We start from the raw sequence: 21962 nt of genomic DNA on the forward strand, positions 1-21962 counted from the left end.
CGGCGGCGGAACTTAGCGTACGCGCCGAGGCCGGCGGACTTGGGCCGGCTGGTGCCGGCCCGCCTGGCTGGCCGCATGGGTCGCCCACTCCAGCGGCCCGCGCCACGCCATGGCCGCGAAGACTCCGCCGGCCACCAGCATCCCGACAGCCTGCGCGAAATACACACCCTCCACGGTCCAGCCCGGCATCAAGGGCTGGTCGTGCAGGGCGGCCATGATGCACAGGTGAGCCGTGTAGAGGCTCAACGTCATGGCCCCGGCTCCGCGCAGCGGCAGCAGCAGATCCAGTTCCAGCCAGTCGCCCAGCCGGCCCAGCAGCAGGCACAGGCCGATCACGGCGGCAGCGGCCCCCGAGGTGTGCAACAGATCCAGCGTGGTGCCGGAGTGCGGTGCACTCGTGGCCAGCCACCACACTGAGCCTGACTGGTCGATGCCGGCCAGGTTGACCTGCAGCAGGCTCTCCAGCGGGTAGGCGGGATCGCCGATGTGCGCCTGAAGGGCCTGCCTGCCGCCCCAGTCCTCCAGCATGAGCGTCCCCAGCCACTTGGACATGACGGCCACCACCGTGCCGGCAGCAACGAGCAGGAACGGCACGGCCGCTTTCCACAGCGCCATCCGGCCGATCGCCAGCCCTATCAGGAGATAAGCGATCCACTGCAGGACAGGGTAGTAGCCCGTGAGAAAGAGGTCGCCCAGCAGCCTGGCCGGGGTGGCCAGATCCTCCCAGCTTGGGTTGTGCCCCAGGCGCAGGGGCGGATCGGCGGACAGCAGCCACGGCCGCAGGAGGTAGGCCAGGGCGGGGGCAGCCAGTATCCAGAGGACCGCGAGTGCGGCCAGGCGTTTCAGCCCAAGCCCGACAAAGGGCAGCACGCACAGGAACAGCAGGGCGTAGTGAACCAGAATTATCGCGATGTTGACTTCCAGCCCGCCCAGGGAGAGCCCGACGGCACCGATTACGAGCGCCCGCAAGGCGATGCCTCTGCGGGCACCCCGCAGTTCGGCGCCCTCAAGCGGCTGCTGTTTCCCCGTGGACAAGGCGAGCCCGACTCCGGCCAGCACGGCGAACAGCGCGGCTGCCCGTCCGGAAAACGCCAGGCCGATCCAGGTGGGCGTGAGCTGCGGGTCCGGCTCAAAGGTTGCCAGCACGTGGGTGGCCATCATGGCCAGCAGGGCCAGGCCGCGCGCGGCGTCGATGCCGGCCAGCCGGACGCCGGGGGGAGTGCCCCGGACGGTCCGGGAAGCCGTAGTCATTCCGCGCGCCGTCATCATCTGATCGTCTCACGATCGGCCCGGTGACCGTCTCATCTTCGGCCTGCCCGCAGCCCCGGTCCTTCTCCGGGCATCCCTTGTATTCGAATATATGTTCGAATACGATGGGCGCATGAACGACGCCCCAGAGCCAGCCTTCCTGAAGCCCGAATTCACCGGCCGGGAATCCACAAGCCGACAATTTCCGGGCCCGGATCCGTCGGGCCCGCAACTGAACAGCGCGACGCCTGGCGGACGGACGAGCGGTGGCGAGGCGGCGGCCGGCGTCCTCAAGGCCATGAGCCCGGGCGTCGTGGACTTCCTCTTCCGGCGCTTGGTCGCCGGGGAGCCGGCCGAGGACGTTCAGTGGGGGAAGGAAGGTGCGGCGCTGGCCGCGGTGCCGCCGGGAGCTGAGCTGGCCCGGCGGCTGGCCGAGACGGACCTCGACGCCCTCACTCCAACCGAACTGTTCGACTACGTGCGGGCGGCCCAGCGTCTAGCCGCCTGGGCAGAGGCCCTTCGCGAAACCGCCGTCGGGCGTTACTGCTCGGCACCTTCGGCTCCCTCCGGCGAAAGACGGGGTGCATAGGATGGCAGGGTGACCACTGGCTCAATCACCGCGCTGACGCTGTCCGCCGTCCAATACCAGGCCCTGGATGGTGGCGTTGCCGCCAACGTGCCCGAGCACATCCGGCTGATCGAAGACGCCGAGTCGCACGGAGCCCGGCTTGTCATCTTTCCCGAACTCTCGCTGACGGGATACCGGCTGGACCTGCTGGACGGACCCGGGGAGTGGCTGAGCGCGGCTGACCGGCGGCTGGACGGCATCCGGGAAATCTGCCGGCGCACCGGAATAACCGCCGTGGTCGGTGCCGCGTTCAAAGACGCGGACGGTACGCCGCGGCTGGCCGCCCTCGCGGTCCATCCAACAGGCTCCATCGAGACCAGCTTCAAAACGCACCTGCACGGACCGGAGCAGGATCTCTTCGTGGCCGGCAGGAATCCAGCGGTCCTGGAGATCGACGGCTGGAAGGTCGCCCTGGCGATCTGCTTCGACGCAGCCCGCCCCGGCCATGCGGAATGGGCCGCGGACGCCGGGGCGGACATCTATGCCGTCTCGGCCCTCTACACGGCCGGCGAAGACCACCGGCTGGCACTGCATCTCGGCGCCCGGGCCATGGACAACCGGATGTTCTCCGTCCTGGCGAACCTGGCGGGCGCCACGCCGCTCGGCCCTTCGTGTGGCCTGAGCGGGTTCTGGGGTCCTGACGGGCTCCCGCTCCGGCAGGCGGCCGGCTCCGGCACCGAGGTGCTGACCGCGAGCCTCCAATACAGTGTGCTGGCGCGGTTTCGGCGGCCCTGAGTCCGGCCGGGCCGCCGAAACGTGACGCACGGCCGCCGAGTTTGACGTTCGTCACACCGCCGCCATTGTCCTAACATGCCGCAGACAAGGTAACGTTTTTCATATGGCTGACTCTGATATTCGCTCTTACACGTTCGGGACCCTCGTGACTGCCATGGTCACGCCTTTCACATCGGACGGTGAGGTCGACTACCGGCAGTCGGCGGAACTGGCGAGCAAGCTCGTAGACGACGGCAATGACGCCCTCGTGATCTCCGGCACCACGGGGGAGACCTCCACGCTCGAGGACGACGAAAAAGAGAAGCTCTTCCGCGTCATCGTCGAGGCCGTGGGCGACCGCGCCAAGGTCATCGCCGGAACCGGGACCAACCACACCTCGCACTCGATCGAGATGGCCAAGCGCGCCGCCAAGGCCGGAGCCCACGGCCAGCTGATCGTCACGCCGTATTACAACAAGCCCAGCCAGGCCGGTATCCAGGCGCACGTCGAGGCCGTGGCCGACGCCGCCGACCTCCCCGTCATGGTCTACGACATCCCCGGCCGCGCCGGCGTGCCCATCCTGCCCGAGACCATGATCCGGCTCGCCGACCACCCCAGGATCGTCGCCCTCAAGGATGCCAAGGCCGACTTCAACGCCCTCACGCGCGTCCTGGCGAACACCGATCTTGATGTCTACTCCGGCGACGACGGCCTCACGCTGCCGTGGATGGCCGCCGGTGCCGTCGGGCTGGTCAGCGTCTCCGCGCACGTCGCGACGCGGCAATTCCGTGCGCTGATCGATGCCGCACTTGCAGGCGATTTTGCTACCGCCCGCACCCTACATTTCGAACTGGACCCCGTGGTCCGCGCAGTGATGACCCACATTCAGGGTGCTGTCGCTGCCAAGCAGGTTCTTAAGTGGCAGGGAGTCCTGCCCAACTCGGTTGTCCGTTTGCCCCTCGTGGAGCCGGGCGAGGCCGAGATCGCAACCATCCGCGAGGATTTGGCGGAAGCGGGGATGGTCTTTTCCTGATCGGGAGCCAATCCTGATGGTTAAGAACCAGCCCGGCTTCAGCCTGGAAAGTAGTGCACTATGACCCAAACCGCCCTTCCCGGCCTTGTCACGCCGCCCCGCCTCCCGAAGAACACCCTGCGGATCGTACCGCTCGGCGGAATCGGGGAAATCGGTCGAAACATGACCGTTTTCGAGATCGATGGCAAGCTCCTCATCGTTGACTGCGGCGTCCTCTTCCCCGAGGAGACCCAGCCCGGCGTCGACCTCATCCTGCCGGACTTCTCCTACATCGAGAACCGTCTCCAGGACATCGTCGCGGTAGTCCTGACCCACGGTCACGAAGACCACATCGGCGCCGTCCCCTACCTCCTGCGCCTGCGCGCCGACATCCCCATCGTCGGTTCACAGCTGACACTGGCCCTCATCGAGGCCAAGCTGCAGGAACACCGGATCAAGCCGAACACGAAGATCGTCGTCGAGGGCCAGGTCGAGAAGTACGGGCCCTTCGAATGCGAGTTCATCGCCGTCAACCACTCCATCCCGGACGCCCTGGCCGTGTTCCTCCGCACCTCGGGCGGCACCGTCCTGCACACCGGTGACTTCAAGATGGACCAGCTGCCGCTGGATGGCCGCATCACCGACCTCCGGCACTTCGCCAAGCTGGGCGAAGAAGGCGTGGACCTGTTCATGTCGGATTCGACCAACGCCGACGTCCCGGGGTTCACCACCGCCGAGAAGGAAATCGGACCCACCCTGGACCGGCTGTTCGGGCAGGCCTCCAAGCGCATCATCGTCGCCTCCTTCTCCTCGCACGTGCACCGCGTCCAGCAGGTTCTCGACGCCGCCGCCAACCACAACCGCAAGGTTGCCTTCGTGGGCCGCTCCATGGTCCGGAACATGGCCATCGCCGCGAAACTGGGCTACCTGGAGGTCCCGGCCGGGATCCTGGTCGACATCAAGAACATCGACAACCTGCCGGACAACCGGGTTGTGCTGATGTCCACCGGCTCCCAGGGTGAGCCCATGGCCGCCCTGTCCCGCATGGCCAACGGCGACCACCGCGTCGTCGTCGGCGAGGGGGACACCGTCATCCTCGCGTCCAGCCTGATCCCGGGCAACGAAAACGCCGTCTTCCGCATCATCAACGGCCTGCTGAAGCTCGGCGCCGACGTCATCCACAAGGGCAACGCCAAGGTGCACGTCTCCGGCCACGCTGCCGCCGGCGAGCTGCTGTACTGCTACAACATCCTTGAGCCGCTCAACGCCATGCCGGTGCACGGCGAAACCCGCCACCTCATCGCCAACGGCAAGATCGCCCTCGAATCCGGAGTGCCGGAGGAAAGCATCCTGCTCGCGGACAACGGCACAGTGATCGATCTTCGCGACCACCAGGCCGACATCGTGGGCCAGGTCGAGGTTGGCTTCGTCTACGTCGACGGCTCCAGCGTCGGCGAGGTCACCGAAGCAGACCTCAAGGACCGTCAGACCCTCGGCGATGAGGGCTTCATCTCCATCATCACGGTCATCCACCGTGCCACCGGCAAGGTGGTGTCCGGGCCGGAAATCCACGCCCGCGGCGTGGCCGAGGACGATTCCGTCTTTGACGAGATCATCCCCAAGATCAATGAGGCCCTCGAAGAAGCCGTGCTGAACCGCACGGACCACACGACGCACCAGCTGCAGCAGGTCGTCCGCCGGGTCGTCGGCACGTGGGTCAACCGCAAGCTCCGCCGCAAGCCCATGATCATCCCGGTGGTCCTTGAGGCGTAGGCCTCAGTTGGTTCGCCGGGCGTAAGCCTCAGGTGGTTCACTGGGCGTAAGCCTCAGGTGGTTCACCGGGCGTAAGCCTCAGTTGGTTCGCCGGGCGTAAGCCTCAGGTGGTTCACCGGGCGTAAGTCCTTCACTCGCACCTGGCGCATGCCTGGTCAACGGCCTTCCCCGCCATCCCGCAGCCTAAGCGCCGCGGGAAGCGGGGGAGGCCGTTCCCGTTGGTGGTGGCGGCAACATGATCCCGGACGCCCGGAAATTCGGGGTTTTCGGTCCGGCATCCGGTACCGTGGCGAGTATGGCGACTCGTACTTCTTCCGCGCCTAGAGGAAACTCAAGCGGCAAATCAGGCAGTTCTCCCGGCCGGGGGTCCCGTCCCGCCGCATCCAAATCCGCCCGGCCGCGGGGAGCCGCAAGTGGGACCGCAGGTAGAAACACAGCCACCGCGCGGACCCGGCAGTCGGCCGTTGTTGAGCCGCACCAGCCCTGGGTGGTGAGGGTGCTGGCCGGTGCCTGGCTGGGCATCGCCCACGTGATCGGCGCCGGCATCCGGCGGGTCGGCCACGACGTCAGCGACCTCGCCCCCGAGGAGCGCCGCGACGGCGCCGCCCTGTTCAACCTGGCCCTGGGAGTCTTCGTTGCCACCTTCGCGTGGTGGGGGTTCCAGGGCTGGCTCCCTGACCTCGTGTTTGCGATCGTCAACGGCACGTTCGGCTGGATGGCCCTGCTGCTGCCGCTCATGCTGTTCGTGTGCGCCTTCCGCCTGTTCCGCCAGCCCGACGACGGCCGCGGCAACAACCGGGTCGGCATCGGTTTCCTCATCATGACGTTCGCCGGTTCCGGGCTGGCCCACATTATTGGCGGCCAGCCGACCGTCGCCGACGGCTTCGACGGCCTGCGCCGGGCCGGCGGCATGCTTGGCTACCTCGCCGCCGCCCCGCTCGCCGCCGTGCACACCGCCGTCCCCGTCGCGGTCTACGGCCTGCTGGCCTTCACCTCGCTGCTGATCGTCACCGCCACGCCCTTCGGCGCGATCCCGGGCCGCCTGCGCGACGCCTACGAGCACCTGATGGGCATCGACCTGCAGGACGACGACGGCGGCGACCGCCACGACCGCAGCTACCTTTACGAGAACGACGCGCCGGCCCCGCCCAGGAAGAAGCGCAAGCGCCTCTTCGGCAAGGACCACGACGACGAGTCCGGCCTGGAAGGCTACGTCGGCGACGAGGCCTTCGAACGCGCCCTCATCGCAGATGACGAAGCAGCGGACGCACCTCCGGCCAAGGGCACGAGGGGCAAGGCGCGCTCTGGCGTCGCAGCCGACGCCGCGCCCGATGTCGCGCCCGGCGTCCGCCGTCCCACCCAGGCCGAGATCGCCGTCGAAAAGATCAAAGCCGCCCAGGGGCTCGGGACGGCAGGATCAGCCGGCGCTGCGGCGGAGTCCAGCGGCGACGCCACCGAGGCCATCCCGCTGGTCACTCCGGGGATGGTGGCCGCGGGATCGCTCAATGCCGCCGCTGCGGCCGCCAAGGTCCCCTCCAACCCGGTCGCGCCCGCACCGCTGCCCACCCCCATTCCGCAGCGCACCGAGCAGCTTTCCCTGGCCGGCGACGTCACTTACACCCTGCCGGCGTCGGACGTGCTGACACCCGGTTCCATCCCCAAGGAACGCACCGAGGCCAACGACGCGATTGTCGCCTCGCTCACCGAGACCCTCAACCAGTTCAACGTGGAGGCGCAGGTCACCGGCTTCAGCCGCGGCCCCACCGTGACCCGCTACGAAATCGAACTGTCCCCGGGCACCAAGGTGGAACGGGTCACCGCCTTGTCCAAGAACATCTCCTATGCCGTGGCCAGCTCGGATGTGCGCATCCTGAGCCCCATCCCGGGCAAGTCGGCCATCGGCATCGAAATCCCCAACACGGACCGCGAAACCGTGTCCCTGGGCGACGTGCTCCGCAGCCAGAACGCCCGTCGCACCGACCACCCCATGGTCATGGGGGTCGGCAAGGACGTCGAGGGCGGGTACGTCGTGGCCAACCTGGCCAAGATGCCGCACCTGCTCGTGGCCGGCGCCACCGGTGCCGGTAAGTCCTCGTTCGTGAACTCGATGATCACCTCGATCCTGATGCGGGCCACCCCGGACGAGGTCCGGATGGTCATGGTGGACCCCAAGCGCGTGGAACTCACCGCCTACGAGGGGGTCCCGCACCTCATCACCCCGATCATCACCAACCCGAAAAAGGCGGCCGAGGCCCTGCAGTGGGTGGTCCGGGAAATGGATGCCCGCTATGACGACCTCGCCAATTACGGCTTCAAGCACATCGATGACTTCAACAAGGCTGTCCGGGCCGGCAAGGTCCACCCGCCGGTGGATTCCAAGCGCGTCATCAAGCCGTACCCATACCTGCTGGTCATCGTGGACGAACTTGCCGACCTCATGATGGTGGCCCCGCGCGACGTCGAAGACTCGATTGTCCGCATCACGCAGCTGGCCCGTGCGGCCGGCATCCACCTGGTCCTGGCCACCCAGCGCCCGTCGGTCGACGTCGTGACCGGCCTGATCAAGGCGAACGTGCCCTCCCGCATGGCCTTCGCCACCTCCTCTGTCACCGACTCCCGGGTGGTCCTGGACCAGCCGGGCGCCGAGAAACTCATCGGCCAGGGCGATGCTTTGTTCCTGCCGATGGGGGCCTCGAAGGCCATGCGTGTCCAGGGTGCCTGGGTCACCGAGTCCGAGATCCACAAGGTCGTCGAGCACGTCAAGGGCCAGCTCAAGGCCGTCTACCGCGACGACGTTGCGCCCGAGGCGCAGAAGAAGCAGATCGATGACGACATCGGGGACGATCTCGAGGTCCTGCTCCAGGCAACCGAGCTCGTGGTCACCACCCAGTTCGGCTCCACCTCGATGCTCCAGCGCAAGCTCCGCGTCGGCTTCGCGAAGGCCGGCCGTCTCATGGACCTGCTCGAGTCCAGGGGAGTGGTGGGGCCCTCCGAAGGTTCCAAGGCGCGCGACGTGCTGGTCAAGCCCGATGACCTCGCCGCAGTGCTGGCCGCGATGAAGGGACAGGACGGTCCGGTGTCCGCCGACTCGCAGACCGCGGCGCTGAGCGATAACGCCAACGCGAACATCGCCCAGGGCGGTTACGCCGAGGACCTCGTGGCGGCGGACCTGGAGAACCGCACCCAGGCGATCGACTACCACGACGGCGCCGACGGCGGTTCCGGCGACGAGGACGGCTCAGAGGACGCCTGGTCGCTCACCGGCCGGTAGCGCAGACGGTAGCCTAAGAAGGTGAATAGCGCCGAAGCCAACGCCGGATCCGCCTCGCAGATCTGGAACCTGCCGAATGTCCTCACGATGCTGCGGATAGTGCTGGTGCCGTTCTTCGTCTGGTTCCTCCTCCTCGACGCGCCGGGGCTGCAGGCCCAGAACGGCGTCTGGCGCTGGGCGGCCGCCTTCGTTTTCGCGGTGGCCATCTACACGGACAAGCTCGACGGCGACATCGCCCGGTCCCGCGGCCTCGTCACCGATTTTGGCAAGATTGCCGACCCGATCGCCGACAAGCTCCTGATCGGTTCCGCGCTGGTCATGCTCTCCTTGCTCCAGGAACTGCCCTGGTGGGTCACCATCCTGATCCTGGTCCGGGAGTGGGGCATCACCGCCCTGCGTTTCTTCGTCATCCGCTACGGCGTTATCCCGGCCTCGCGCGGCGGCAAGCTCAAGACGGTGGTGCAGACGGCGGCCATCTTCCTCTACGTCCTTCCGTTGGCATCCCTCGCCCCGTGGCTGGGCGTTGTGGCGTTCATCGTGATGATGGCCGCCCTGGCCATCACCCTGTGGACCGGCGGCGAATACGTCATTGAGGCGCTCAAACTGCGGGCCGCCGGCATCAAGGCAGAGAAACAACGTTCAAGGGAGAACAAGCCATGAACCAGCCGGACCCCGTTCCTCACCCGAACCTGCACCCCAATCTGCATCCCAATCTGCACCGCCTGGCTGAGCAGGCCGTCACCGGCGCCCTCGGCCGCGGCCTGACCGCCGCCACCGCCGAATCCCTCACCGCCGGGATGGTCACCGCCGTGCTGGCCGACACGCCCGGCGCCTCCGGGATGCTGCAGGGCGGCGTGGTGTCCTATGCCAACAGGGTCAAGTCCGACGTCCTCGGCGTCCCCGCTGAGCTGCTCGACGCCGTCGGCTCCGTGGACGGCCAGGTAGCCGCAGCCATGGCCGACGGGGCGCGCCGCATCTGCGGCGCCGATATCGGCGTGTCCACTACCGGCGTGGCCGGTCCCGAACCGCACGACGGCAAAGCGGTGGGCACGGTCTTTGTCGGCATCGCCACGGCGGAAGGATCGACGTCGTACCCCTATTCCTTTGACGGCAGCCGCGCCGAGATCCGCGCACTTGCCTGCGGCGCCGCGCTGGAACGTCTGCTGGAGGCCCTATCTTCCGAAGGCTACCGGGCGTAAAGTTGCCGGGAACAAAAGTTGATTCCGAATAGTTGTTACATTGTGTCGCTTCCAAATGAGGGAGGCGCCTAGGATGAAAACATCAGCAGAGTCCGCCCCCACCGGCGGACTCGACAGTACGAGGAGCAAGGCGATACAGATGGTAAAGCAGCCCGTATCCGTAAACGGCGTTGTCCGCTGGAAGGATGTGGGCCTCGCCGATCAGGCCAAGAGCGAACAGAAGGAGCGCAAGATGGTTGTACTACGTCACGAAATCGGTGATGTCCTGCGCGATGTCCGCCAGCGCCAGGGCCGTACGCTCCGCGAAGTCTCGCACAGTGCCCGCGTTTCCCTGGGCTACCTGAGCGAAGTGGAACGCGGCCAGAAGGAAGCCTCCTCGGAGTTGCTCTCCTCGATCTGCTCGGCCCTCGATGTTCCGCTTTCGAGCATGCTCCGCGAAGTCAGCGACCGCGTCGCGGTCGCCGAGGGCGTCGCGGTTCCGGACACCGTTCCCCAGGAGTTCGCGCAGCGCTATGGCCGCGACCTCGACCGGGAACTGAACTCCGATCTCTCCGACGAGCTGGCCAAGGGCCTCCTTTCCGGGGCGCGCTAGCAGCCAGCTCACCTAAGACCTAAGACACAAAAGAGGACCTCCGGCCCAGGCCGGAGGTCCTTTGTCGTGTTTCGGTGACCAGGGTTCCCGGTGGGGGAGTCAGGCGGGCTCGTCCCGGGGGAAACCGTCGCGCTCGTAGGTGGCATTGAGCTTGGCCATGTACATGGCCAAAGCCTGCAGATCCTCGGCCGGCCATTCCGCCAGGCGTTCCCGGAACACCTCACGCCGTGCGTCCTGGACCTGGTGCATCCTTTCCTCGCCTTCGGACGTCAGCCGGATGGCCTGCGCCCGGCCGTCCAGCGGGTCAGCCTCCTTCGACACCAGCCCGAGGCCCTCGAGGAAGGCGATCTGCCGGCTCACCGATGGCTTGCCGACGCCGATGCAGGAGGCTAGGTCGGTCAGCCGGATGGGGCCCTGCTGGCGGATCACGCTGAGCAGGCCGTAGGCGGCGGGTTCCATGTCCGGGTGGACCTGGCGCGAGAGCTGGTGGGAAATCGACCGGCCCCGGCGCCAGAGCAGACTCAGCTGGTTCTCGACGGCGTCCAGGGCGGCGTCCGCGCCGGCGGTATCGGGAGCGGGATCGCCCGCGGACTCAGTTGGGTTGCTCATGGCAACCATTCTAGAGTCCCCGGCCGTGAGAGACTTTACTCGTGCGAATCAGTGACTTTTGGCGGCTTATGGACGACGAGTTCGGCGCGGGATACTCCCGCGTCCTGAGCAGTTCGCTGGTCCTGGCCGGGGTCGGAGGCCGCACCGCGGACCAGGCGCTCAGCGCCGGCGTTCCGCCGCGCCAGGTGTGGCTTGCCATGTGCGACGTCCAGGACGTTCCGCCGGAACGCCGCCTGGGCCGCGACGTCAAACCCCGTGACACCACCGGGCCCCGCTGACGCCTGCGTCGTCGCGCTGACGCCAGCCGAGCTCCGCTGACGCCTGACACGCCGTCCGCTTGTTCGAATATCTGTTCGGATAGCGATATGCTTTTGTTCAGACCGTTTTCCACATAAGTGGTTCTCCCGACAACTTTGTCGGAGGGTGCCAGTAGCGTCAGTGATGACAGACAAAGGCCTCCACGGCCACTCCACAGCGAGAAAGTATTAGAGGTGTGAATCATGGCCGCAGCCCCGGATCGCCAGAAGGCGCTCGACGCAGCGCTTGCCCAGATTGACAAGCAGTTCGGCAAAGGCTCGGTCATGCGCCTCGGCGATGAAGTCCGTGCGCCCATCGAAGTCATCCCGACCGGGTCCATCGCACTGGACGTCGCCCTGGGAATTGGCGGCCTGCCCCGCGGCCGCGTCGTGGAAATCTACGGTCCGGAATCATCCGGTAAGACCACGGTCGCGCTGCACGCGGTTGCCAATGCCCAGCGCCAGGGCGGCATTGCCGCCTTCATCGACGCCGAGCACGCCCTCGATCCGGAATACGCCGCCAAGCTGGGCGTCGACACCGACGCGCTCCTGGTCTCCCAGCCGGACACCGGCGAGCAGGCGCTGGAAATCATGGACATGCTTATCGGATCCGGCTCCCTTGACGTCATAGTCATCGACTCCGTGGCCGCCCTCGTTCCCCGCGCGGAAATCGAAGGCGACATGGGCGACAGCCACGTGGGCCTGCAGGCCCGCCTGATGAGCCAGGCCCTGCGTAAGATCACCGGCCGCCTGAGCCAGACGAAGACCACGGCCATCTTCATCAACCAGCTGCGTGAAAAGATCGGTGTCTTCTTCGGCTCCCCGGAAACCACCACCGGTGGTAAGGCGCTGAAGTTCTATGCCTCCATCCGCATCGACGTCCGCCGCATCCAGACCCTGAAAGAGGGCGCCGATTCCGTCGGCAACCGCACCAAGGCCAAAATCGTCAAGAACAAGATGGCCCCGCCCTTCAAGATCGCCGAGTTCGACATCATCTACGGCCAGGGCATTTCCCGTGAGGGCGGCATCATCGACATGGGTGTCGAGCACGGCCTGATCAAGAAGTCGGGCTCCTGGTTCACCTACGATGGCGACCAGCTGGGCCAGGGCATGGAGAACTCCCGCCGCTTCCTGCGCGACAACCCGGAGCTGGCGGCCGAACTCGAGCGCCTGATCAAGGAAAAGCTCGGCGTTGGCGTCAAGGCCCCGGCTGAGACCGAAGAATCTCCGAAGCTGAAGGCCGTTGACGGCTTCTAACAGCCGGCGGCGCAAAGGGGCAGGATTTCCATCACGGAATCCTGCCCCCGGCTTTGCCGGCCCGGATCAGCCGGCGGACCGCACCGATGGCGCGGATTCGCCGGCCGGGCAGGACCGGGACGCGGACCCCGCGGCGGTGGCGCGTGCCATCGTGCTGCGGCAGCTGACGACTTCGCCCAAGAGCCGGCTGCAGCTCTCGCGCAAGCTGGCCGAGCGCAACGTCCCTGAGGACGTCGCGGAGGCCGTGCTGGACCGCTTCGAGGAAGTGCGGCTGGTTGACGACGCCGAGTTCGCCGACATGTGGGTCCGCAGCAGGTCCCAGACGCGCAAGCTCGCCAAAGGGGCCTTGCGGCGCGAACTTGCGGACAAGGGCATCGACCCGGAGATCGCTGCCGGTGCACTGGACCAGCTCAGCGACGCCGACGAGGAAACGGCCGCCCGGGAGCTCGTGGAGCGCAAGCTGCGGGGATTCACCGGCGGCGAAGACCGGGCCGAACGCGACAAAGTTACGCGCCGCCTCGCGTCAATGCTGGCCCGCAAGGGATACCAGCCGTCGCTCGCCTTCCGGGTGGTGGGTGAGGTGCTCGATGCCGCCGCCGGCCAAGCGGGGGACGGGGATTAGGACCGCCGGGCCGGGGTCTGCGCTGGCCCAGCCGCTGCCCACTACCCTTACCCGTTACCCTTAACAGGTGAGTTTTACCATTCCCTCCCCAACGGCCGGCACGACTTCTCCGACAGCGCCACTGGCGGTGCAGCCGGCAGGGCCCCAGACATTCGGTGCGGACCCCGTTTCCGCACCGGAAAGTCCCGCCCCGGCCCAGCCCCGCACCTACCAGGTGCGCACTTTCGGCTGCCAGATGAACGTGCACGATTCCGAGCGGATGGCCGGCATGCTGGAAGCCGCAGGCTACGTCCCCTCCTCCGGCGAGCTGGCCGACGTCGTGGTCTTCAACACCTGCGCGGTCCGGGAAAACGCCGACAACAAGCTGTACGGCAACCTCGGCATCCTCGCCCCGGTCAAGGCAGCCAACCCGGGCATGCAGATCGCCGTCGGCGGCTGTCTCGCGCAAAAAGACCGCGAGACCATCCTCAAGAAGGCCCCGTGGGTGGATGCCGTGTTCGGCACCCACAATGTCGGTGCCCTGCCGGCGCTGCTGGACCGGGCCCGCCACAACAATGAGGCCCAGCTGGAGATCCTCGAATCGCTGGACGTCTTTCCGTCCACCCTCCCCACCAAGCGGGACTCCGTCTACTCGGGCTGGGTATCGATCTCGGTGGGCTGCAACAACACCTGCACCTTCTGCATCGTCCCGGCCCTGCGGGGCAAGGAAAAGGACCGCCGCCCCGGCGAGATCCTGGCCGAAATCCAGGCGCTCGTGGACGACGGTGCCATCGAGGTAACCCTGCTGGGCCAGAACGTGAACTCCTACGGCGTCGAATTCGGCGACCGGCAGGCCTTCTCCAAGCTCCTGCGCGCGTGCGGCGACATCCCGGGCCTGGAGCGGGTCCGGTTCACCAGCCCGCACCCGGCCGCCTTTACCGACGACGTCATCGACGCCATGGCCGAGACGCCCAACGTCATGCCGCAGCTGCACATGCCCCTGCAGTCCGGCTCGGACAAGGTCCTCAAGGACATGAAGCGGTCCTACCGCTCGACCAAGTTCCTCGGCATCCTGGACAAGGTCCGCGAGAAGATCCCGCACGCCGCCATCTCCACCGACATCATCGTCGGGTTCCCCGGCGAGACAGAGGAGGACTTCCAAGCCACCCTCGACGTCGTGGCGAAGTCCCGGTTCGCCACCGCCTTCACCTTCCAGTACTCCAAGCGGCCGGGCACGCCCGCCGCGGACCTGCCGGACCAGCTGCCCAAGGCCGTGGTCCAGGAACGCTTCGAACGCCTCACGGCCCTGCAGGACCGGATTGCCGCCGAGGAAAACGCCCGGCAGCTTGGCCGCCGCGTCGAGGTCATGGTGACGGCCCAGTCGGGCCGTAAGGCTGGGGAAACCCACCGCCTCTCCGGCCGGTCCCAGGACCAGCGGCTGGTGCACTTCTCCGTGCCCGCCGGAGCCGAAGTGCCCCGGCCCGGCGATCTGGTGACTGTCACCATCACAGAGGCGGCGGCGTTCCACCTCGTCTCCGACCCCGCCTCGGCCGAGGACTACAGCCTGCGCCGGTCCCGTGCCGGCGATGCCTGGGACCGGTCGCAGGCAGATTCCTGCGGCGCCCCGGCCAGCCCGGCGGGCACCTCCGGCGTGTCGCTGGGCATGCCCAGCCTCCCGGTCCGCGGCCGTTAGCGCCGTGCCCGGCCCTCAGGGCGCTCCCCGGAACGAAGCAGTCCAGAACCCAGCAGCCCGGGCCACAGCGGTCGAGGACACAGCCCGGGCCTTGGCGGTCGAGGCCACGGCGGTCGAGGACACGGCCCAGCAGGACGTTGCCCAAAATGCGGCGGCGCAGGGGGCACGGCCAGCCGCGCCGCCTGTGATCGCCGTCGTCGGGCCGACGGGATCCGGCAAATCAGACCTGGCAGTCTCCCTCGCCCTTGAGCTCGACGGTGAAGTCATCAACGCCGACTCGATGCAGTTCTACCGCGGCATGGATATCGGCACCGCCAAGATCACCGAGGCGGAGCGCCGCGGTGTGCCGCATCACCTGCTGGACATTCTGGACGTGACCGAGGAAGCGAGCGTCTCGGACTTCCAGCAGCAGGCCCGTGCGTTGATCGCCGACATCCACGGCCGGGGTAAGCGGGCCATCCTGGCCGGCGGCTCCGGACTCTACGTCCGCGCCGCCCTCGACGTCCTGGAATTCCCCGGCACGGATCCGGAGATCCGCGGCCGGCTTGAGGCGGAACTGGCTACCGCGGGCCCCGCGCCCCTGCGGCAACGGCTCGAGGCAGTGGACCCCGTCTCCGCGGGCAGGCTCGGCGATGAGCGCAGGATCATCCGCGCCCTGGAAGTCTTCGAGCTCACCGGGCGGCCATTCAGCTCCTTCATGCCGGCCCGCCAATACTTCCAGCCCGCCGTCCAGATCGGACTCGAGGTGGACCGGGAACTGCTCCGGCAGCGCCTGGCCGACCGGGTCCACGCGATGGTGGACCGCGGGCTCCTGGACGAAGTCCGTCGGCTGGACGCAGCAGGGCTCCGCAGCGGCCGGACCGCGCCGCGGGCCCTCGGCTACGCCCAGTTCCTCCGGGTGCTCGACGGTGCCTCCAGCGTGGAGCAGGCCGCGGACGAAACCATCATCGCCACCCGGCAGTTCGCGCGCCGCCAGCTGACCTGGTTCCGTGCGGATCCCCGGGTCACCTGGCTGGGCTGGCACGATCCTGACCTCGTGGCCGAGGCCGCCGGCCTCTGCCGGACGACGCCGGTTCTGCCTCCGGCGTAGCGCTTGGGTCACGGTGCCGGAGCGGTCGGGGCGGAACGGTAACCTTGGAGCATGGACGAATCCCAAGCCGTAGCCGCTGACCGTACTGCCGGCGATACCGCCCCGCTGAGCGGCCTGAAGTTTTCCAAAGGCCACGGAACGGGCAACGACTTTGTCCTGATCGCAGACCCCAACGGCGCGCTCGAGTTGAGCCCGGAGCACGTCGCGGCGCTCTGTGACCGGCACCGTGGCATCGGCGGCGACGGCCTGATCCGGGCCGTGCCTTCCCGGCTCCTGCCCGAGGGGCAGCAATTGCTGACCGCGCACCCCGATGCCGAGTGGTTCATGGACTACCGCAACGGCGACGGCTCGCTCTCTGAGATGTGCGGAAACGGAGTCCGCGTCTTTGTGCACTTCCTCATCGCCGAAGGCCTCGTGGACCTGCCGGCCGGCGAATCGCTCGTCATTGGAACCCGGGGCGGTGCCAAGACGATCGTCCGGACGGCTGCGGGCTACGCCGTGGACATGGGCCCCTGGGAATTCATTTTCCCGGGCGAGGCGACCGCGCGGGCCATGGACTCGCTGGTCAGCGCCGACGGGCTCGAAGTCGCACGGCCCGCCCTCTCCGTCAGCATGGGCAACCCGCACACTGTCGTGGCCCTGGCCGAAACAGCCGAACTGGAGGCCACGCAGCTGTTCACGGCCCCCCGGGTGGACCCGACGCCGCCGCACGGCACCAACGTCGAATTCGTTGTGCCCTCCGAACCACTGGTCCACGACGGCACCGGCACCATCACCATGCGGGTCCACGAGCGCGGAGTGGGGGAGACCCAGTCATGCGGCACGGGCGCCTGCGCCGCCGCCGTCGCGATTCGCCACTGGGCCGGCCAGGGCGCACCGGACGCGTGGAACGTCCACGTCCCCGGCGGCGTCGTCGGCGTGAAATTCTTCCTGGGCCCGGAGGGGCACGAACACGTCGAACTCAGCGGCCCGGCCGTGATCGTCGCTAGCGGGACGCTTTCCTGATTCGAAGGATCCGGAACGACTTCGACGTGCTCTCCCGGGTCACGCTGAAGCTGGCGTCGAGCTCCGCCGAGAGCCAGCGCTGCAGCGAGTCCGAGCCGAGGTTCTTCTGGACCACGAGCCAGGCCGATCCGCCCGGCGCCAGCCTGGGAATCCACAGGCGAAGGAGGGCATGAAGTTCATCCTTGCCGATCCTGATCGGCGGGTTGGACCAGATGGTGTCAAAGCGCAGGTCGGGGTCCACGGCGTCCGGCGTGCTGGCGGATACGTTGTGCAGCCCCAACAGCCCGGCGTTTTCATTGGTCAGGGTCACGCAGCGTTCGTTCACGTCCACCGCGTAGACCTGGGCGTGCGGTGCCCGCAGGGCCATGGTCAGGGCGATCGGTCCCCAGCCGCAGCCGATATCCAGCAGGTTGCCCTGCGGCGACGGCGCCGGGACGTCGGCCAGCAGCACGGCCGTTCCCTTGTCGATCCCGTCCGGGCTGAAGATCCCGGAGGACGTCTGCAGCCGGCGCGTCTCACCGGCAAGATCCACAGTGAGCGGCTTACGGGTAAAGGGCCCGGCCGGCTGGGCGCTGAAATAGTGTGCAGACTCCATAATGGGCCAGATTAGTTCGCGGCCAGTCCGTATGGGAAACCGGGTGGGAGCGCCGGCGTCTGCTACGCTACAAAACATGATCTTGATCTCCAAGTAGCCGGCACGGGTCCCGTCCCGTCCTTGTCAGGGACGCCGGGGGGCTCCGTAGCGACGCAGGTAAACGCCTTCCGCTGAGTGCGCCATTGCACGGGTGAGTTTTCTCACCCGCGGGCGCCCGCACCACTTGGAATCCAGCCATCTTCCCAGGCACCGTGTCTTGCTGGCACCGTTTTTCGGGCACCGTGCTCCCGGTCCCGCTCCCGGGCCCGGCGTGGCGGAGGCACCTACCTCAACGTGTTTGCACCGGCACCGCCCACACAGCCAGTGTCCCCGCAGCCAGGCGCCCTAGCCGCCTCTACGTTCACCCAGCCACCGCTCCGCACAGAACCAGCCCCGCCCCGGCGCCGTTGCCGCAGGCATTCCAGGAGGCCCGCATGACCCCCCGCCGTCAGCCCAGCGCGAATACCGCCCCACAGAGCAACAATCGGCACTATTCTGAAAGAGCCGAACCTTTAAAGGAGACCATGACCAGCCACCCCAACACCGGACCCGATTCAGCAGCCCAGGACATGAGCCCTGAAGAGATTCAAGCTGTAATCGACCGGATCCTTTCCAAGGACACCCCCGCCCCAGGCCGCGGCGGCGGCACCGGCCATGGCACCGCCGCCGGTGCTGGCACCAGCAGCCCGACGTCGGTGCTCGGCAAGGCGCAGGCCATCTCCCGCCTGGACGAGGTGTACACCAACTTCGACGGCGACCAGCAGGACCTTGAGGAACGGCACGCACTGCGCCGCAAGGCCGGCCTGTCCACCGAGCTCGAAGACGTCACCGAGGTCGAATACCGGCAGTTGCGCCTTGAGCGCGTCGTCCTGGCCGGCCTCTGGACTGAGGGCACCCTCGCGGACGCCGAGAACTCCCTGCGCGAACTTGCCGCCCTCGCTGAGACGGCCGGCTCCGAGGTCCTCGACGGGCTCGTCCAGCGGCGCGCCAAGCCCGACCCCGGGACTTTCCTCGGCTCCGGCAAGGCACAGGAACTGAAAGCCATCGTGATGTCCACCGGCGCCGACACCGTCGTCGTCGACGCCGAATTGGCCCCGTCCCAGCGGCGCGGGCTGGAGGACATCGTCAAGGTCAAGGTCATTGACCGTACAGCGCTGATCCTGGACATCTTCGCCCAGCACGCCAAGAGCCGTGAAGGCAAGGCCCAGGTGGAGCTCGCCCAGCTCGAATACCTGCTTCCGCGCCTGCGCGGCTGGGGTGAATCGATGTCCCGCCAGGCCGGTGGCCAGGTGGGCGGAGCCGGTGCCGGCATGGGCTCGCGTGGTCCGGGTGAGACCAAGATCGAACTGGACCGCCGCCGGATCCGCACCCGGATGGCCAAGCTGCGGCGCGAAATCGCCGCCATGAAGCCTGCCCGGGAAACGAAGCGCGCCAACCGCCGTCGTAATGCCGTGCCCTCTGTCGCGATCGCCGGGTACACCAACGCCGGGAAGTCCTCGCTGCTGAACCGGCTGACCGACGCGGGGGTGCTGGTGGAAAACGCCCTGTTCGCCACCCTGGACCCCACCGTCCGCAAGGCCGAAACCGCTGACGGGCTGGGATACACCCTGGCCGACACCGTGGGCTTTGTCCGTTCCCTGCCCACCCAGCTCGTGGAGGCATTCCGCTCTACGCTGGAAGAGGTCGCCGACTCTGACCTGATCCTGCATGTCGTGGACGTCTCGCACCCGGATCCGGAAGGCCAGATCGCGGCTGTCCGGACGGTCTTCAGCGAAGTCGACGCGCGCAAGGTTCCGGAAATCATTGTCCTGAACAAGGCCGACGCCGCTGACCCGTTCGTGGTCGAACGGCTCAAGCAGCGCGAGCCGCGCCACGTGGTGGTCTCGGCCCGCACCGGCGAAGGCATTCCGGAACTGCTCAAGGCCATCAGTGACGGCATTCCGCGGCCCAGCGTGAAGCTTGAACTGCTCATCCCGTACAACCGCGGGGATCTGATTAGCAAGCTCCACGAGAGCGACGCCGAGATCCTCAGCCTCGACCACGAGGAAACCGGGACCCGTGCCGTGGTGATGGTGCGTGAAGGACTCGCCGCCGAACTGGATCCCTTCATCAGCAATGACTGAGGCTGCGGTGACCAGGACCGACGCCGATCCAGCTGACGCCGAACCAGCCGACGCTGGGCCGGCCGACGCCGACACCGGCGCCGGTTCGGTTGCCGGCGCGGCCGGCGAGGAGTTTGTTGTTAAGCTGCTCGACCGTGCCGTGTCCGGCATGGGCGGGCAGAGCCGCGATGGCCAGCACGAAATGGCCCGGCAGGTGGCGCGCGCGATAGACAGCGGCGATCACCTGCTGGTCCAGGCCGGCACCGGCACCGGGAAGTCGCTGGCCTACCTGATTCCGCTGATCGCGCATTCGCTGACCAGCAACAAGCCCACGCTGGTCTCCACCGCCACCCTGGCGCTGCAAACGCAGATTGTGGGCCGTGACCTGCCCAGGCTGCTTAAGACCATCACCCCTGCCCTGGAGCGGCCCGTCAAGGTCGCCCTGGTCAAGGGCCGGTCCAACTACGTCTGCCGGCACAAACTCGAGGGCGGCTTCCCGTCCGAAGAACCTTCCGAGGGACAGCTGTTTTCCCTCGGCGAGGACACGTCCGTGCCGCACTTCGCCGCCGCACTTGGCGGGCCGTCCTCCCAGCTGGGCAAGGAAGTTGTCCGGCTGCGCGAATGGGCCGAGGAGACCGCCACGGGGGACCGCGACGAGCTCATGCCGGGCGTCACGGACCGGGCCTGGCGCCAGGTCTCGGTCACCTCCATGGAGTGCCTCGGCGCGCAGAAATGCCCGCTCGCGGCCGAATGCTTCAGCGAGCTGGCACGGCAGAACGCCGCCGATGCCGACGTCGTGGTCACCAACCACGCCATGCTCGCCGTCAGTGCCTTCGAAGGCCTGGCGGTCCTGCCGGAGTACGACGTCGTCGTGGTGGATGAAGCACACGAACTTCAGGACCGCGTCACGGGCGCGGTCTCGGGCCAGCTCTCCGTGGCGATGGTGCACGCCGCCGCGTCCGGGGCCCGGAAGCACACGGGCATCACCGTGGATGCGCTGAACAATGCCGCCGCCCACCTGGAGCTCGCCATCGACGGCGTCCCCAGCGGGCTGATGCCCAACGGCCTGAACAGCGAGCAGCTGGACTGCATCGACCAACTGCGCGACGCGTGCCGCGCCGCCCTGTCCGATTCCAAGGGGGACAGCTCCGTGTCGGCGGACGGCGGACGGCAGCTGGCCCGCTCGCGCCTCATGGTCATCCTGGAGCTCTGTGAACGCCTCCTGGCCGCGCGCGAAAACCGCGAAGTCGTGTGGTTCTCCCGCAACAGCAGCTTCGACCCGGCGCAGGGCTACTCCCAGCCGGACGAGAGCGCGCCGGCGTTGATCAATGTTGCCCCGCTGAGCGTCGCAGGGCGCTTGCGCGAGGGCCTGTTCGCGGACCACACCGTCATCCTGACCTCGGCCACACTGGCCATCGGCGCTGCCTTCGAACCCGCCGCCGGCGGCCTGGGCCTGGTTGGCAACGGCGCCCCGAGCTGGACCGGCGTCGACGTCGGCTCCCCGTTCGACTACCCGAAGCAGGGCATCCTCTACGTAGCCCGGCACCTGCCCAAACCCGGCCGCGGAACGTCCCCCGAGGCCCTGGACGAACTCGAGAAGCTGATCCGCGCCTCCGGCGGAGGCGCCCTGTGCCTGTTCTCCTCGCGGCGCGCCGCAGAGGAAGCAGCCGAGGCCATGCGGCCCCGGCTGGGCCTCAGCATCCTGTGCCAGGGGGAGTCGACCATGACGGCGCTCGTGCGGCAGTTTGCCGACGAACCTGACACGTGTTTGTTCGGCACCATGTCCCTCTGGCAGGGCGTCGACGTCCCTGGCGTGTCCTGCCGGCTGGTGGTCATCGACCGGATTCCCTTCCCGCGGCCGGACGACCCGCTGATGACGGCACGTTCGCGGGCCGTGGCCCAGTCCGGCGGCAATGGCTTCATGGCCGTCTCGGCCACGCATGCCGCCATCCGCCTCGCGCAGGGCGCCGGACGGCTGATCCGCTCGACCTCGGATAAGGGCGTGGTGGCAGTGCTGGATTCGCGGCTCTCCACGGAGCGTTACGGCGGCTTCCTGCGCGCCGCGCTGCCGCCGTTCTGGCCCACCACCGATTCATCGATAGCCATGGCAGCCCTGAAGCGCCTGGCGAAAGACTCCGCGAAAGCTTAAGTCCCAAACCGGGGCCGTCACCCTGCGCCGGAAATCGGCCGCGGGGTGGCCGCTCCGAACTGGCGGCATGGCCCGGGATGGCTAAGGGG

Annotated in this window: 19 protein-coding genes; 16 read left to right on the forward strand and 3 right to left on the reverse strand. The window is 67.7% G+C overall.

The window, feature by feature from the left end; translation table 11 throughout:
- Positions 1–12: 12 nt before the first annotated feature.
- Positions 13–1266 (reverse strand): heparan-alpha-glucosaminide N-acetyltransferase domain-containing protein, encoded by a 1254-nt coding sequence (locus AC1DFR_RS04280; RefSeq protein WP_476872798.1) that lies wholly within the window; start codon positions 1264–1266, stop codon positions 13–15.
- A gap of 115 nt (positions 1267–1381) precedes the next feature.
- Between AC1DFR_RS04280 and AC1DFR_RS04285 the strand changes: the two genes are divergently transcribed.
- The 8 genes from AC1DFR_RS04285 to AC1DFR_RS04320 all read left to right on the forward strand — a co-directional run bounded on the left by AC1DFR_RS04285 (position 1382) and on the right by AC1DFR_RS04320 (position 10437).
- On the forward strand, positions 1382–1837 hold the full coding sequence (locus tag AC1DFR_RS04285) for a hypothetical protein (protein WP_476872799.1): 456 nt from the start codon (positions 1382–1384) through the stop codon (positions 1835–1837).
- A 9-nt stretch (positions 1838–1846) separates the two neighbouring features.
- Positions 1847–2611, forward strand: coding sequence for a carbon-nitrogen hydrolase family protein (locus AC1DFR_RS04290; protein WP_476872800.1), 765 nt, complete (start codon positions 1847–1849; stop codon positions 2609–2611).
- 103 nt (positions 2612–2714) lie between these two features.
- On the forward strand, positions 2715–3623 hold the full coding sequence (gene dapA / locus AC1DFR_RS04295; protein ID WP_223913994.1) for a 4-hydroxy-tetrahydrodipicolinate synthase: 909 nt from the start codon (positions 2715–2717) through the stop codon (positions 3621–3623).
- Between the two features lie 60 nt (positions 3624–3683).
- The gene (locus AC1DFR_RS04300; protein ID WP_476849451.1) at positions 3684–5375 is read left to right on the forward strand and encodes a ribonuclease J; all 1692 of its coding nucleotides are present in this window, start codon (positions 3684–3686) and stop codon (positions 5373–5375) included.
- A gap of 295 nt (positions 5376–5670) precedes the next feature.
- Positions 5671–8646 carry an FtsK/SpoIIIE family DNA translocase gene (locus AC1DFR_RS04305; protein WP_476872801.1) on the forward strand — a complete coding sequence of 992 codons (2976 nt, stop codon included), beginning with the start codon at positions 5671–5673 and terminating at the stop codon, positions 8644–8646.
- Positions 8647–8667: 21 nt separating this feature from the next.
- Positions 8668–9306 (forward strand): CDP-diacylglycerol--glycerol-3-phosphate 3-phosphatidyltransferase, encoded by a 639-nt coding sequence (gene pgsA / locus AC1DFR_RS04310; RefSeq protein ID WP_476849453.1) that lies wholly within the window; start codon positions 8668–8670, stop codon positions 9304–9306.
- Complete coding sequence (locus AC1DFR_RS04315) at positions 9303–9845, forward strand: CinA family protein (protein ID WP_476856427.1); 543 nt, start codon at positions 9303–9305, stop codon at positions 9843–9845. Before pgsA ends, AC1DFR_RS04315 begins: the two co-directional genes overlap by 4 nt.
- Before the next feature lie 139 nt (positions 9846–9984).
- Positions 9985–10437: a helix-turn-helix domain-containing protein gene (locus AC1DFR_RS04320; protein ID WP_018774460.1), complete on the forward strand. Its 453-nt coding sequence runs from the start codon at positions 9985–9987 to the stop codon at positions 10435–10437.
- Between the two features lie 99 nt (positions 10438–10536).
- Here AC1DFR_RS04320 and AC1DFR_RS04325 read toward each other — a convergent pair whose 3' ends face one another.
- Complete coding sequence (locus tag AC1DFR_RS04325; RefSeq protein WP_223913991.1) at positions 10537–11046, reverse strand: MarR family winged helix-turn-helix transcriptional regulator; 510 nt, start codon at positions 11044–11046, stop codon at positions 10537–10539.
- Between the two features lie 41 nt (positions 11047–11087).
- On the opposite strand from AC1DFR_RS04325, the gene AC1DFR_RS04330 reads away from it, so the two are divergent.
- The 6 genes from AC1DFR_RS04330 to dapF all read left to right on the forward strand — a co-directional run bounded on the left by AC1DFR_RS04330 (position 11088) and on the right by dapF (position 16988).
- Positions 11088–11324 (forward strand): DUF3046 domain-containing protein, encoded by a 237-nt coding sequence (locus tag AC1DFR_RS04330; protein WP_223913990.1) that lies wholly within the window; start codon positions 11088–11090, stop codon positions 11322–11324.
- A 222-nt stretch (positions 11325–11546) separates the two neighbouring features.
- Positions 11547–12599: a recombinase RecA gene (gene recA, locus AC1DFR_RS04335; protein ID WP_018774457.1), complete on the forward strand. Its 1053-nt coding sequence runs from the start codon at positions 11547–11549 to the stop codon at positions 12597–12599.
- On the forward strand, positions 12586–13221 hold the full coding sequence (locus AC1DFR_RS04340) for a regulatory protein RecX (RefSeq protein ID WP_476872802.1): 636 nt from the start codon (positions 12586–12588) through the stop codon (positions 13219–13221). Before recA ends, AC1DFR_RS04340 begins: the two co-directional genes overlap by 14 nt.
- Before the next feature lie 214 nt (positions 13222–13435).
- Positions 13436–14893: a tRNA (N6-isopentenyl adenosine(37)-C2)-methylthiotransferase MiaB gene (miaB, locus tag AC1DFR_RS04345; RefSeq protein ID WP_476872829.1), complete on the forward strand. Its 1458-nt coding sequence runs from the start codon at positions 13436–13438 to the stop codon at positions 14891–14893.
- A 184-nt stretch (positions 14894–15077) separates the two neighbouring features.
- On the forward strand, positions 15078–15983 hold the full coding sequence (gene miaA / locus AC1DFR_RS04350; RefSeq protein WP_476872830.1) for a tRNA (adenosine(37)-N6)-dimethylallyltransferase MiaA: 906 nt from the start codon (positions 15078–15080) through the stop codon (positions 15981–15983).
- 51 nt (positions 15984–16034) lie between these two features.
- Positions 16035–16988: a diaminopimelate epimerase gene (gene dapF, locus AC1DFR_RS04355; protein WP_028277231.1), complete on the forward strand. Its 954-nt coding sequence runs from the start codon at positions 16035–16037 to the stop codon at positions 16986–16988.
- On the opposite strand, the gene AC1DFR_RS04360 is transcribed toward dapF, so the two are convergent.
- Positions 16969–17583 (reverse strand): class I SAM-dependent methyltransferase, encoded by a 615-nt coding sequence (locus AC1DFR_RS04360; RefSeq protein WP_230008613.1) that lies wholly within the window; start codon positions 17581–17583, stop codon positions 16969–16971. The genes dapF and AC1DFR_RS04360 overlap by 20 nt on opposite strands.
- A gap of 563 nt (positions 17584–18146) precedes the next feature.
- Here AC1DFR_RS04360 and hflX point away from each other — a divergent pair.
- Together hflX and AC1DFR_RS04370 are read left to right on the forward strand one after the other, a co-directional pair.
- Positions 18147–19745: a GTPase HflX gene (gene hflX, locus AC1DFR_RS04365; protein ID WP_223913986.1), complete on the forward strand. Its 1599-nt coding sequence runs from the start codon at positions 18147–18149 to the stop codon at positions 19743–19745.
- Positions 19738–21873 (forward strand): ATP-dependent DNA helicase, encoded by a 2136-nt coding sequence (locus tag AC1DFR_RS04370; RefSeq protein ID WP_476872803.1) that lies wholly within the window; start codon positions 19738–19740, stop codon positions 21871–21873. Before hflX ends, AC1DFR_RS04370 begins: the two co-directional genes overlap by 8 nt.
- The last annotated feature ends 89 nt before the right edge of the window (positions 21874–21962 follow it).

The organism is Arthrobacter sp. 05T410, assembly GCF_056396505.1.